The 13,292-nt window shown below is 67.0% G+C and carries 13 protein-coding genes; 9 read left to right on the top strand and 4 right to left on the bottom strand.

Going from position 1 to position 13,292, the window contains the following annotated elements; all coding sequences use genetic code 11:
* Window positions 1–115: 115 nt before the first annotated feature.
* The 6 genes from HBF26_RS14845 to HBF26_RS14870 all read left to right on the top strand — a co-directional run bounded on the left by HBF26_RS14845 (window position 116) and on the right by HBF26_RS14870 (window position 5,397).
* On the top strand, window positions 116–847 hold the full coding sequence (locus tag HBF26_RS14845) for an ABC transporter ATP-binding protein (protein WP_167128123.1): 732 nt from the start codon (window positions 116–118) through the stop codon (window positions 845–847).
* The gene (locus tag HBF26_RS14850; RefSeq protein WP_167128124.1) at window positions 844–1,599 is read left to right on the top strand and encodes an ABC transporter permease; all 756 of its coding nucleotides are present in this window, start codon (window positions 844–846) and stop codon (window positions 1,597–1,599) included. The genes HBF26_RS14845 and HBF26_RS14850 overlap by 4 nt, the downstream gene beginning before the upstream one ends.
* Window positions 1,599–2,945: a GldG family protein gene (locus tag HBF26_RS14855; RefSeq protein ID WP_167128127.1), complete on the top strand. Its 1,347-nt coding sequence runs from the start codon at window positions 1,599–1,601 to the stop codon at window positions 2,943–2,945. Before HBF26_RS14850 ends, HBF26_RS14855 begins: the two co-directional genes overlap by 1 nt.
* A 1-nt stretch (window position 2,946) precedes the next feature.
* A complete protein-coding gene (locus tag HBF26_RS14860; RefSeq protein ID WP_167128130.1) occupies window positions 2,947–3,435 on the top strand; it encodes a hypothetical protein in 489 nt (162 codons plus the stop codon).
* A gap of 64 nt (window positions 3,436–3,499) precedes the next feature.
* On the top strand, window positions 3,500–4,312 hold the full coding sequence (gene mutM, locus HBF26_RS14865) for a bifunctional DNA-formamidopyrimidine glycosylase/DNA-(apurinic or apyrimidinic site) lyase (RefSeq protein ID WP_167128133.1): 813 nt from the start codon (window positions 3,500–3,502) through the stop codon (window positions 4,310–4,312).
* A gap of 158 nt (window positions 4,313–4,470) precedes the next feature.
* Complete coding sequence (locus tag HBF26_RS14870) at window positions 4,471–5,397, top strand: phosphoinositide-specific phospholipase C-related protein (protein WP_167128135.1); 927 nt, start codon at window positions 4,471–4,473, stop codon at window positions 5,395–5,397.
* A 4-nt stretch (window positions 5,398–5,401) separates the two neighbouring features.
* On the opposite strand, the gene HBF26_RS14875 is transcribed toward HBF26_RS14870, so the two are convergent.
* Together HBF26_RS14875 and HBF26_RS14880 are read right to left on the bottom strand one after the other, a co-directional pair.
* Window positions 5,402–6,175 carry a hypothetical protein gene (locus HBF26_RS14875; RefSeq protein ID WP_167128138.1) on the bottom strand — a complete coding sequence of 258 codons (774 nt, stop codon included), beginning with the start codon at window positions 6,173–6,175 and terminating at the stop codon, window positions 5,402–5,404.
* Window positions 6,172–6,825, bottom strand: a complete 654-nt coding sequence (locus tag HBF26_RS14880; protein ID WP_167128141.1) for a thymidine kinase — start codon at window positions 6,823–6,825, stop codon at window positions 6,172–6,174. Before HBF26_RS14880 ends, HBF26_RS14875 begins: the two co-directional genes overlap by 4 nt.
* Before the next feature lie 87 nt (window positions 6,826–6,912).
* On the opposite strand from HBF26_RS14880, the gene HBF26_RS14885 reads away from it, so the two are divergent.
* Complete coding sequence (locus HBF26_RS14885) at window positions 6,913–8,907, top strand: UvrD-helicase domain-containing protein (RefSeq protein WP_167128144.1); 1,995 nt, start codon at window positions 6,913–6,915, stop codon at window positions 8,905–8,907.
* 11 nt (window positions 8,908–8,918) lie between these two features.
* On the opposite strand, the gene HBF26_RS14890 is transcribed toward HBF26_RS14885, so the two are convergent.
* A complete protein-coding gene (locus HBF26_RS14890) occupies window positions 8,919–9,938 on the bottom strand; it encodes an AI-2E family transporter (protein WP_167128148.1) in 1,020 nt (339 codons plus the stop codon).
* A gap of 48 nt (window positions 9,939–9,986) precedes the next feature.
* On the bottom strand, window positions 9,987–11,006 hold the full coding sequence (locus HBF26_RS14895) for an AI-2E family transporter (protein ID WP_167128151.1): 1,020 nt from the start codon (window positions 11,004–11,006) through the stop codon (window positions 9,987–9,989).
* 139 nt (window positions 11,007–11,145) lie between these two features.
* Between HBF26_RS14895 and HBF26_RS14900 the strand changes: the two genes are divergently transcribed.
* Together HBF26_RS14900 and HBF26_RS14905 are read left to right on the top strand one after the other, a co-directional pair.
* Window positions 11,146–12,054, top strand: coding sequence for an HAD family acid phosphatase (locus HBF26_RS14900; RefSeq protein WP_167128154.1), 909 nt, complete (start codon window positions 11,146–11,148; stop codon window positions 12,052–12,054).
* Between the two features lie 254 nt (window positions 12,055–12,308).
* On the top strand, window positions 12,309–13,283 hold the full coding sequence (locus HBF26_RS14905; protein ID WP_167128157.1) for a hypothetical protein: 975 nt from the start codon (window positions 12,309–12,311) through the stop codon (window positions 13,281–13,283).
* Window positions 13,284–13,292: the final 9 nt, after the last annotated feature.

Genomic DNA, 13,292 nt, shown 5'->3' on the forward strand with positions numbered 1-13,292 from the left:
CCATTGCGCACAATCGCCCGATGACAGCGACCTCCCACGTTCAGCCAGGTCAACAGCCCTCGGCACGATCCTTACGCGATGGCCGACGTAGCACGCCGATCGGCGACGTAACCGCATGAGCGCGGCCCCATTGCTGAATGTCGAAGGTGTGTCCCGGCGCCGGGCCGGGCGCGCGGCCGTCGTCGACGTATCCTTTTCCCTGAACGCCGGTGAAGTCATGGGCCTCCTCGGCGTCAATGGGGCCGGCAAATCCACCTCGCTGGCCATGCTTGCCGGTGCGCTCCGGCCGGATGCGGGCAGCATCCGGCTCCGTGGGGAGGACTTCGTCGCCCAACCCGGGCTCGCCCGCCAGCTGATCGGCTGGCTTCCCGAGAACGCGCCGTCCTGGCCCGAGTTGTCCGTCGAGGAACACCTCGTGGCTTTTTCGCGGTTGCGCGGCGCCAACCGTCCCGCGGCGCGGCGGGCTGCCGATGCGATCGTCGAACGGCTGCGGCTGGGCGATCTGCGCCGGCGGCTGGCCGGCGTATTGTCGCAGGGCCAGCGGCAGCGCCTGGGCCTCGCCTGCGCGCTCGTGCACGAGCCGGCCCTCATCATTCTCGACGAACCCGCGAACGCGCTCGACCCGGTGCAGGTGGGCGAACTGCGCCGGCTGATCCGCGAACGCGCCGCCGCGGGCGCCGCGGTGATCCTTTCCACGCACGTGCTGGCCGAGGTGCTGGCCGTATGCGACCGGGTGGCGGTCCTCCACGAAGGGCGCCTGCGCCACGACGCGCCGCTGCGCGGCGACGAAGGCGCGGCCGCGCTCGAAGCCACGTTCTTCGCCATCGCCACGGGAGCTGCCGCATGAGCACCATGGCCGTCGCGCGCCTCGAACTCCGTCGCCTCGCCGTGCGTCCCCTGGCCTGGGCGCTGGCCGCGCTCACCATCGCCTGGCTGGCCTGGACCTTCATCCTCGGCCTGGGCCAGTTCCTCGGCGCGCAAGTGAAGCTGGCAGCCGTCGCCGATGCCCCCGGGTTCACGGACCTCGTGGCGATTCCCTTGCTCGCCGAACTGGCGAAACTGGCCTTCCTTGTCGTGCCGCTGATGACGATGACCCAGCTCGCCGGAGAGCGCCGCGGCGGCACGCTTGCCCTGCTTGCGTCGACCGGCCTCTCGCCTCGACACATCGTCATCGGGAAGTACCTCGCGGTGCTCGTCTGGCTGGGGCTGTGGTTGCTCGCGACCGTGGCCATGCCGCTCGTCGTCGGCGCGGAGTCCACCGCCGACTGGGGCAAGCTGGCATCGGCCACGCTCGGCACCGCACTGCTTCTGGCCACGCTCGCGGCCATCGGCATCGCCTGCTCCGCCGCCACCTCGTTTCCCGCGATCGCGGCGGCGATGGCGCTGATCGTCACGCTCATCCTCTGGACCATCGACCGGGGCGCGCAAGCCGCCGGCGTGACCGGCGGCTTCCTGGAGTGGCTGACCATGGCCACGCACCTGCAAAACCTCTTGCGCGGCCTTGTCGTGACCAGCGACCTCGTGTGGTTCGCCCTTGCGATCGCGTTGTCGCTGGCCCTCGCCATACGCCGTCTTGGCGCCGATCGGGAGCGCCAGTGATGCGCCGCTTCGACCGCTGGTTCGTCGTCATCGGGCTTGTCGTCGCGACAGGCTGCATCGGTTTCCTGAGTTCCCGGCACGCGTGGACGTTCGACTGGACGCGCGGCGCGCGCGCGAGCCTCGCCCCCGAGAGCGTCGCGGTGCTGGACAAGCTCCGCGGCCCGGTCGACGTCGTCGGCTACATCTCGCCCACGGGCCCGCTTCGCGAGCAGATCGCCGCCGTCATGGAGCGCTACGTGAGGGAAAAGAAGGATCTTCGCCTTTCCTTCGTGGATCCCGATCTCGATCCCGCGGCGTCGCGCCAGCTGGGCATATCCGGCGACGGTGCGCTCCTGGTTCGCTACGCGGGTCGCGAAGAGCGCGTGGAAAGCCCCATCAACGAACGCAACCTCTCGAATGCACTCGAACGCCTGGCGCGAGGCGGGGAACGCATCGTCGCCTTCGTCACGGGCGACGGCGAGCGGCAGGCCGATGGGCACGCGAACGCGGACCTCGGCACCTTCATGAGCCAGGTGGAGCGCCGCGGCATCCGTGCGGTCCCGCTCAATTTCAGCCAGACCCGCGGCGTTCCGGAGCATACCGATCTCGTCGTGCTCGCCAGCCCGATCGCACCCTTGCCCGCGGCAAGTGTCGCGGCGCTCGTCGATTACGTGCGCGGTGGCGGCAACCTGCTGTGGCTGACCGAACCGGACAACCAGGACCTCGGCACCGGTCCGCTGGCCGACGTGCTCGGCATCCGCGTGCTGCCCGGCGTGCTCGTCGACGGCCAGGGCAGTACGCTCAACGTGAACGATCCACGCATCGTGGTGCTTGGCGACTACCCCTTCCACGCGATCACGCGGGCGTTCCGCGACACGACGCTGTTCCCGCAAGTGTCGGCCCTCGCGCAGGTGTCGGCACACGAATGGGCCGTCGTCCCGTTCCTGCGTTCGGGCGAGCGCAGCTGGACCGCCTTCGGCGGCATCGACAACGACAAGCCGTCGACCGTTGCCTTCCATCCCGAAGCGGGGGAACTCAAAGGCCCCCTCGACTTCGGTTTCGCGCTGAACCGCCTGTCGCCGAGTCCGGCGAAAAGCGAGCAGCGCGCCGTCGTCATCGGCGACGGCGACTTCCTCTCGAACACCTATGTCGGTAACGGCGGCAACCGCGCCCTGGGAGAACGCATCCTGGACTGGCTGCTCGGCGATGATGTGCTGGTCGACCTTCCCTCCCGCGGCGCGCCCGACCGGGTGATCTCCCTGTCGCAGGACGGGCTCAACCTGGTGACCTTCGGCTTCCTCGTTGGTCTTCCCCTCCTTCTCCTCGGCCTCGGTGGCGGCATCGCGTGGCGCCGGAGGCGGCGCTGAAGTGAGGGCCCGACTCGCCGGCATCGCATGCGTCGTCGCACTCGTTGCGGCGGTCGCCTGGCAATGGCGCGCCGACGACGCCGACGCTCGCGCCCATACGCTGACCGGGCTCGACCCGGATGCGGTGCGGCATATCGACGTGCAGCTGCGCGGCTTGCCCGACCAACGTTTCGACCGGCATGACGGCCATTGGACGAACGCGGGCGCGAAGGCGGACGAAGGCCGCGCGGAGGACCTCGCATCCCTTGCCGCCACGCCGGTCGCTTCCTGGCGGGCCGCTTCGGAATTCGACGCGGCGAAGATCGGCCTGTCGCCGCCCGTGGCGGTGCTTGTGCTCGACGATGTGCGGCTGGAGTTCGGCGACATGACCGCGCTCGGCAAGCAACGCTATGTGAAGGTGGGCAATCGCATCGCCATCGTTCCCGCGCAGGCGTTACCTCGCGCGCCGCGCACGGCGTCGCTGCCGACGACCGCCGGGGCCGTGCCCTAGCGGGTCGCTTGCCTGGGAATCGGCAGCGCTTGCCAGCGGCGTCCCCGCCCCCCATCTTTCCGTCATGCCTGAATTGCCCGAAGTCGAAACCACCCGCCGCGGCATCGCCCCGCACGTGTCGGGCCGCCGCATCACCGGCGTCGTGCTGCGCCGTCCGGACCTGCGCTGGCCGATTCCTCCGGAAATCTCGACGCTGCTGCCCGGACAGGTGATCGACGATGTCGAACGCCGGGCCAAGTATCTGTTACTGCGCACCCGGGTGGGCACCGCGTTGTTCCACCTGGGCATGACCGGGGTGCTCCGCGTCCTGCCTGCCGACACGCCCGCGGGCAAACACGATCACGTGGATATCGCGCTCGACTCCGGCCAGGTGCTGCGCTTTACCGATGCGCGCCGCTTCGGTGCCCTGCTCTGGCAGATGCCGGGCGAAACGCATGAACTGCTCGAAGGCATCGGCCCGGAGCCGCTCACCGACGCGTTCGACGGCGACCTGCTCTGGCGTATTTCGCGTGGCCGCTCGGCGGCCGTGAAGACCTTCCTGATGGACAACGCCGTCGTCGTCGGCGTGGGCAATATTTACGCGAGCGAGGCCCTGTTCGCTGCCGGAATCGATCCGCGCACGCAGGCGGGAAAGGTGTCGCGCGCGCGTTACGCGAAGCTCGCGGGCGAAGTGAAGCGCATCCTCGCCTACGCTATCGAACGGGGCGGCACCACCTTGCGCGACTTCGTCTCGCCCGACGGCGCCCCCGGCTACTTCTTCCAGGAACTGTACGCGTATGGCCGCGCCGACAAACCGTGCAAGGTTTGCGGCAAGGCCATACGCGTGGCAACGCTCGGCGGCCGGGCTTCGTTCTATTGCCCGGGCTGCCAACGCTGACCCATATCGACGACGCCGTACCGATCTGAACGGACGGCGTCGACACCGCGGACATAGCCGGCGGGGCCAGCAACTACAAGCCGCAATGGCGTTGCCCTACGGTAGCGCGAGGGCGAGCCTTCCTAGACTCGGATTTCCCATCAAGGAAGGCCCGCATCATGACGTCCAACCCCCTTATCGCCCGGGCGATGTGCCTTCTCGCCGTCGCCTGGCTGGCCGACACCGCGAGTGCCCAGGCGCCCATTTCCAGGGATCTCCCCTTCGATCGTTACACCTGGGTCACGACCCACAATGCCTTCACCAGCAACGGACTGGCTCCCAACCAGAGCCAGACGATCGCGCAACAGCTGGAAGAAGGAGTCCGCGCATTCATGCTGGACCTTCACTACTACGACAAGCGCGTGCGCCTTTGTCACAACCGGTGCACTGGACCGTCGTCGGTGCCACTGGCCGATCTGCTCAACGAAACGATCCGCCCTTTCCTCGAGCAGCATCCGGACGCGATCCTCACGTTGCACCTGGACGACTTCACCGAACGACAGCAACTCGTCGCCGAACTGGACCGCGCCCCATTTCTCGGCGACGCGACATTCGACCCATACAGTTGGTCGACACCCACCTGGCCGACCTATGCGGACATGGTTAAACGTGGACAACGCGTCCTGATCTTCAGCCTCAATCGCGAAAACAGCGATTCGCTCATGACACGCGGGGGCGCCGTGACGCTCATGCCGAGCGAGGATTTCACTGTGGAGAACTACTGGAGCCTGGGGACGACACCCTTACAGCACGACCGCAGTTGCTACAGCCGATGGGGAGAAAGCCGGCCGCTTTCCACGGCCGAGATCGAGGAAAAGCCCGGCTGGCCCCCGCTCTTCACGATGAACCAGTTCCATGGCCTGCCGCTGCGTTCGCACGCGTACCACGACAACGCGTTCGACGCGCTATGGGATCGCTACACGAACTACTGCAAGCCGGCCACGAGGCGAAAACCCAACTACGTTGCCGTGGACTTCCACGAGGAAGGAGGCGCGCATGCATTTGTCGAGTGGCTGCAGGCGCAGCCACTCGACGCCGACCGTTGATGCGTCAGTCGGGCCAGCGCATCGCCGCGTGCGTGTTGTTGAAACGCGGGTCTTCCTCGTCGCCGGAAAGTTCGACCGTGAGCCCGCCCGCCACGCCGTCCACTTCGATCGGCTGGGCCGGATCGAAATGGGCACCGAGCGCGCCGAGTTCCACGAAGCGTTCCGCCAGCGCGCCGGCGCGGTCGATCTCGCGATCGGGCACGTTCGTCAGGCTGATGTCGGGACGGCCGAACTTGCGCATGCCGCGCGTGCGTATCCAGGAGCGGCCCTTGGTTTCCTCCGGGCTGCACAGGATGAGCACGTGATGACGCGGCGGCGCGCCGCCAGGCACCAGGTAGTGCTCGCGCCAGGCAGCCGCGTCGAAAAGCGTCAGGATCTGCGGATCGACCACAGCCTTGCCGCCGATGTCGGTCAGCGCCGCGACCACGCCCAGCGTGTCGCGCAGGTAGTCGAGGCGGTCGCGGTCGGGAAAGCGGCCGCGTATGGCAACGACGTGCGGCGCGGCCTTGGCCTCCTTGAAGGCCTCGGCGTTGTCCTCACGCAACAGTTCTCCAAGCGCCCCCGACAACGGATAGCCCTCCCAGCGCGACAGCACCGCGTTCTGGAAGCGCTGCAACTCGACGCCCTCGGGCAGCCCCGGACTGCCGTAGCGCGCGGCCGGGATGGCCAGGTCCTCGGGGAAGGCGCCAAACACGAAGAAGAGCAAGACGCCCTGCTCGTCGCTCGGCTTCCAATAAGGGCGCGGCCATTCGGCGGCGTTGGTCGTCGTCTCGGTCACGCGTCGTTTCCTTCTTCCGGATCGTTTTCGCCAAGCGGCAGCATGGGCTGTTGCAACTCGATTCTGCCGTCGCCGCCGGTGATGCTCTTGAACTCGGCCCGGCTCACCGAGACATAGCGGTCGTTGCCACCGATCTCAACTTGGGGGCCCTGGGTGACCGCGCGGCCGTGCTCGTCCACGCGCACCACCATGGCGGCCTTCTTCCCGGAGTGGCAGATGGTCTTGATCTCGTCGAGATTGTCGGCCCAGGCAAGGAGGTACTTGCTGCCCTCGAACAGTTCGCCCCGAAAGTCCGTGCGCAGGCCATAGGCGAGCACGGGAATGCCCAGCCGGTCCACCACGTCCGTGAGTTGCCAGACCTGGGACTTGCTCAGGAACTGGGCCTCGTCGACCAGCACGCAGTGGAGCGGCCCTCGCCTGCCGATATCGGTCTCGACGATGGCGAAAATATCTTCCTCCGACGCAAAACGCATGGCACGGGCCTGCAATCCGATCCGCGACGCGACCACGCCCTCGCCATACCGGTTGTCGAGCGCGGGCGTGAGGATGAGCGTGCGCATGCCGCGCTCGTGGTAGTTGTGCGCGCTTTGCAGCAGGGTAGTGGTCTTGCCGGCGTTCATCGCCGAGTAATAGAAATAGAGCTTGGCCATGCGGGCGGTCCGGTGCGTGACCACACATGGTACCGCACCCACCTGCTACCATCCTCGGCCTCGTCCGCCTGTCCGCCCCGGTCGACCATGCTGAATCCCCAACAACACGCGGCCGTCGAGTACTGCGACGGCCCCCTGCTGGTGCTGGCCGGTGCCGGCTCCGGCAAGACCCGCGTCATCACGGAAAAGATCTCGCACCTCATCTCGCGCCGGCACCTCGCGGCCGAGAAGATCGCCGCCATCACCTTCACCAACAAAGCCGCGAAGGAAATGCGCGAACGCGTCGGACGGCTGATTTCCGACGATGCCGCGAAGGCGCTCACCGTCTGCACCTTCCACGCGCTGGGTTTGAAATTCCTCCAGATCGAGCACGATCGCGCGCGCCTGCGCCGCGGCTTCTCGGTGCTCGATGCGGACGACAGCGCCAACATGATCAAGGAGCTGTCGCCCAAGGGCGTGAAGCCGGAAGTGATCCTCGGCATCCGCAATCTCGTCGGCCGGGCCAAGAATGCCGGCATGACGCCGGAAGAGGCGATGGCGTCCGCGCGCAGTCCGCGCGAGATCGAGGCGGCCACCATCTACGATCTCTACCAGCAGCGTCTCGCGGCATTCAACGCCGTGGATTTCGACGACCTCATCCGCCTGCCCCTGCGCATCCTCGAAACGGACGACGACGCCCGCGCCATCTGGCAGGAGCGCCTGCGCTACCTGCTGGTCGACGAATACCAGGACACCAACGACGCCCAGTACCGCCTGCTGAAAGCCATCGCGGGGCCGAAGGCCCGGTTCACCTGCGTGGGTGATGACGACCAGAGCATCTACGCCTGGCGCGGTGCGAATCCGGAGAACATCGACCAGCTGGGCCGCGACTTTCCGCAGCTCCGCGTCATCAAGCTCGAGCAGAACTACCGCTGCGCGAAGCGCATCCTGCGCGCGGCGAACCACCTCATCGCCAACAACCCGCACGTGCACGAGAAGAAGCTTTGGAGCGACCATCTCGAGGGGCCGCCGATCCGCGTGCTGGAATGCAAGGACGGCGACCACGAAGCCGAGCGGATCGCGGCCATCGCGTTCAACCTGCACGAGAAATACAAGGACAAGGGTGTTCGCTGGGATGACTTCTGCATCCTCTATCGCGGGAATTTCCAGGCCCGCGCACTCGAGAAGGCGTTGCGCCTGGCCCGCGTGCCATACCACCTGAGCGGCGCGCTCTCGTTCCTCGACCGCGCGGAAGTGAAGGACATCCTCTGCTACCTGCGCCTGCTTACCAACCCGACCGACGATGCCGCCTTCCTGCGCGTGGTGAACGTGCCGAAACGCGAGATCGGTGCCACCTCGCTCGAGAAACTGGGGCAGATCGCGCAATCGCGCAACGCGTCCCTGCTCGATGCCGCGCGCAGCGACGCCGCGCTCAAAACCATCGCGCCGCGCGCCGCCTCGGCCCTGGCCGGATTCGCTCGCCTGATGGACGAGCTGCGCAGCCACGCCGTGCACGAAAGCGCGGCCGACCTGGTGCATTCCGTCATCGAAAAATCCGGCTACGGCGCGCATATCGCGGCGTCCACGCCCGACGAGACGCTGCGCGAACGGCGCCTGGGCAACCTGCGCGAACTGATGGACTGGTTCCGGGCCATGGGCAAGGACGGCGGCCGCACCGGTGACATCGCGGCGCAACTGGCCCTGCTCAGCCACGCCGACCGCGACGATCCGGGCAACGCGCTGCGCATGATGACGCTGCACTCGGCGAAGGGCCTTGAGTTCCGCTTCGTGTTCATCGTCGGCTGCGAGGACGGCACGCTGCCCCACGAGGGCGCCATCGATGAAGGCCGGCTCGACGAGGAGCGGCGCCTGATGTACGTGGGCATCACCCGCGCAAAGGAAATGCTGACCCTGTCCTTCGCGGCGAAGTCGCGCAAGTACGGCGAGATCCTCTCCAACGACCCCAGCCGCTTCCTCGCCGAACTGCCGCAGGACGACCTGCACTGGGACGGCAAGGACCCGGATGCGGATGCCGAGGTGAAGAAGGAAACGGCTGAAACGCACATGGCACGCATCCGCGCGATGCTGGCCGGAGGCGGTTAGTTTCGCACCCCCTAGATAAGCCGCTCCGCCTCCAGCTCGCTCTTCAAATACGCGTAATAGATCGGCGCCGCCACCAGCCCGGCAAGGCCGAAGGCCGCCTCGAAGACCAGCATGGCCACGAGCAGCTCCCATGTGCGTGCGCGGATCTGTCCGCCGACGATGCGCGCGTTGAGGAAGTACTCGAGCTTGTGCACGACGATGAGGAAAGCCAGCGCGGCCACGCCGACCCATAGCGATACCGACAGGCCCGCGATGGTGATGAGCGTGTTGGACACGAGATTGCCCACGACCGGCAGGAGCCCGGTGACGAAGGTGACGATCACCAGCGTCTTGGCAAGGGGCACGTGCACGCCGAACGAAGGCAGCGCCACCAGCAGGAAGATCGCCGCCAGGGCGGTGTTGATGGCCGAGATCTTCAGCTGCGCGAAGATGATGTTGTGGAAGGCATGCGCAAGGCGCCGCGTACGCGTCGACAGTTCGAACGACAGGGGACGCGCGACGCGGCCGCCCGCGCCATGGGATACCGCCACGATCGCGCCCAGCACCAGGCCGATCACGATGTGCACGAACACCCGCGCGGCCGTGGTGCCTACCAGACGCAGGTCCTCCGCGTGCGCGTGCGCCCAGGCCATGCCCTGCTCACGGAAGTCGACGAAGCTGTCGGGCAGGTTCGTGGTCAACCACGCCGGCAACTGTTCGTGTGCCTTGGTGAGCAGCGGCAGGAGTTTCTCGTCCCAGAGCCCCTGCGGATCGCCGAGATCGCGGCGATAGAAAGCCAGCGTGGCAACCACGAGCAGGATGATCACGCCCACCACGACGACCGTGACCAGCGCCACGGCAATGGGCCTGGCACGCTCGTTCGGAGCGATGCGCCGGATGAGCGGCGTGAGGCTTTCCACCACCTCGTAAACGAGCATCCCGGCCAGCAAGGCCGAGATGAGGTGGAGCCAGAGCACCGCCCACAGGGCGACCGCCGCCAGCACGTAGCTGGCGAGACGAAGGGTACGCGTGTCCTGCGGTTTGCCGACCATGCCGGGACTCCTTGGGGTGGCGCGATTCCAGCAGGCGATGGATGAACGCTAGATCAAGCGCTCGGCTTCGAGTTCAGCCTTCAGGTAGGCGTAGAAGATGGGCGCCGCCACCAGCCCGGGCAGGCCGAACGCGGCCTCGAACAGCAGCATCGCCACCAGCAGTTCCCATGCGCGGGCGCGGATCTGTCCGCCGACGATACGGGCGTTGAGGAAGTATTCGAACTTGTGGATGACGATGAGGAAAGCCAGCGCGCCCAGGCCCACGTACAGCGATACGGAGAGGCCGACGACGGTGATCGCCGTGTTCGAGAGGAGGTTGCCGATGACCGGCAGCAGTCCGACCACGAATGTGATGACGATGAGCGTCTTGGTCAGCGGCAGGTGCACGCCGAACATGGGCAGGACGGCAAGCAGGTAGATGCCGGTGAAGAGCGTGTTGAACAGCGATATCTTGATCTGCGCAAACACGATGTTGTGGAAGGCGTCCGCCAGGCGCGCACTGCGCAGGCTCAGTTCGGCCGCGAAAGGCCCCACCTGGTGCGTAGGCCGCGCGCGGCTCAAGGCCACGATGGCACCGAGCACCAGGCCGATGATGATGTGCACCACCACGCGCGCGGCTTCCTTGCCGGCAAGCTGCAGCGTCACCGCATGCGAGCGCGCCCAGTCCATGGCGGTAATGCGGAGCGCATCCACGCTCTCCGGCAGGCGATCGACCACGGCCGGAGGCAACTGCTGCCGCGCACGTTCCACCAGCGGCATGAGGCGGTTCTGCCAGAGGTCTTCCGGGTTGCCGATCTCGTTGCGGAAGAAGCTGATGCCACCCAGCACCAGGAGGGTAAGCAACCCCACCACGACCACCCCGACCAGCGCCACGGCCAGTACCCGCGCCCGGTCGCCCGACAGGCGCCTGCCCATCAGGGGCGCGGTCGATACCACCACCTCGTACACCAGCAGGCCCGCCAGCAAGGCCGGCAGCAGGCGCAGGTAAAGCACGAGGAAAAGGCCGAGCCCGGCGGCAATATAGCTGGCGATGCGCACGGCTCGTGTCCGCGAATTGGCGGCTTCCATGGACGGTCCCGTCGTGGATGAGCGCGCAGTCTGTCAGGACGCAGGGGGCGTGGGAAGCACGACCGCCGCCTTCACAGTGTCGTAAACTCACCCGACAATCGCCGCCCTCGGCGCGCGATGCGTCACCCAAGGGGTTTCCATGCTGAAGTTCGTTCCGGCCGCCGTCGCGCTCGCCCTTTCCCTGGCAGGCTGCGCCCACACGCCACCCGCCGCCGTGCCCTCGCCGGCCCCCGCCCCGGAGGCTGCCGCTGCGGCCAATGCCGCCGGCCCGGCGGCGGACGACAACCTCAACGCGGTCGCCTGGACGCAGAACGCCAGCGAGCATGACTTCATCTACGTGCAGACGTATCGCAATGCGCAGGAGAAACTCCTCAAGGCGAAGAGCGATCCGACCTGGGACGCACTGCCGAAAGACGATCGCGCCGCGCATGCCTCCCTCAAGGGACTGAAGCCTGCCGTCGTCCTCGACATCGACGAAACCGTGCTCGACAACTCCCCCTACCAGGCGCGGCTCATCCGCTCCGGGGGCGAGTTCAACGAGGCGGACTGGGCCGCGTGGTGCAAGGAGGCCATCGCGCGTCCCCTGCCCGGCGCGCTGGCGTTCACGAAGTTCGCCGCGGCGCACGGGATCGCCGTGATCTACATTTCCAACCGCGCCAAGGACCTCGACGAAGCGACGCTCGCCAACCTGCGCGCGGCCGGCTTCCCCGTGGCCGGCAAGGATTCGTTCCTCGGCCTCGGCACCTTCGTCGAGGGCTGCGAACAGGTGGGCAGCGAGAAGGGTTGCCGCCGCCAGCGCGTGGCGAAGGATTACCGCGTGCTCATGCAGTTCGGCGATCAGATCGGCGACTTCGCGAACGTGTTGGGCAATACGGCCGAGGGCCGGGAAAAGGCCATGGCGCCCTACACGGGCTGGATCGGCGAACGCTGGTTCGTGCTGCCCAACCCGACCTATGGTGCGTGGGAAAGCGCGTTGTTCGACAATGACTACTCACTGCCGCGCGCGGAACGGCGCCAGAAGAAAATCGATTCGCTTCGCGCGAAGTGAAATCAATAACTTAGGCAAGATAAGCTGACATATTGCTTTAGCAATGTCAGCCAACTATCATCTCTCACGCCGAAACCTGTGGCGCCAAAAGCAATGCAGGCAAGGCCATTTCCCTTTCCGGCTTCGGGCTGGATAACCCCGTGAGGCCTCGCGTCTCCGGGGTTTTTTCTTTGCGGCGTCCGGCAGCGCGGGTTCCCGCTTCCCCGCCCGTGTATCCTCCACCTCCTCCAAGCCCATCGCGCCGCCCGAACCCCATGCGCCGCCATCGTTCCATCCTTCGTATCGCCCTCGTCCTGTTCGTGGTGCTCCTGGCTGCCTGCAACAAGCAGAAGGAAGCGCCCGGCACGCCCGGCGGCGGCTCCCCCGAGGACGCCACCCGGGAATCGCTGGCGTTGCTGCGCGACGGCAAGTTCGACCTCTTCTGGAAGCACGCCCTGCCGCCCGCGGATTTCGCCGCCTTCAAGGCCGACTGGCCACGCCTCAACGCCGTGCAGACCGCGGTAGAGCCGGACGACGAGGCGAAGTTCGAGGCAGGCGTGAAACGCCTCACCGAGCCGGACGCGGAAAAAAAGCTCTTCGCGGAACTGCGGCCCACCCTCGTCCGCTTCGATCGCGACTACAAGGACCAGATGCCGCTCGTCGCGGGCATCGGGCAATCGATGGCACTCACGGCGATCGACCAGGCGAAAGACCTCACGCTGTCGCAGAAGCGGCAGTTGCGTGAAGCGGTGAACGTGGTCGGCCCCTGGGCCCGGACGGTGCCCTGGGGCGATCAGGCAAAGGCGAAGGAGGCCATCGCCATCGTCGTGGACACGGCCCGAAAGGCCGGGCTCTCCACGCCGGAAGCCTTGCATGCCATGAATTTCGAGCAGTCCATGGCCACCTGGTCCACGGCATGGCTCGGTTTCAAGCGCCTGCTCGACGTCTACGGGCTGTCCATCGACAAGAGCTTCGACTCCGTGAGTATCGACACGATCGAGAGCAGCGACGGATCGGCCCACGTGAAGATCACCTACACATTGCTGGACAAGCCCATCCAGACCGACGCAACCCTGGTCCTGCTGGACGGGCGCTGGTATGACAGCGATCTGCTCCAGCGCGTGCGCGACGAGCATGCCAGGCTGGCACCCCCGGCGCCCGCCTCCAGCGTGCCCGCGCCGTCGGGCACCGCGTCCGCCCCGGGTACGCCGATGCCGGGCGCACCGGTCGCGGCCGCCAAGGGCCGCTGAGGCCTTACA

It is taken from the genome of Luteibacter jiangsuensis, from assembly GCF_011742555.1.
Lineage (GTDB): Bacteria > Pseudomonadota > Gammaproteobacteria > Xanthomonadales > Rhodanobacteraceae > Luteibacter > Luteibacter jiangsuensis.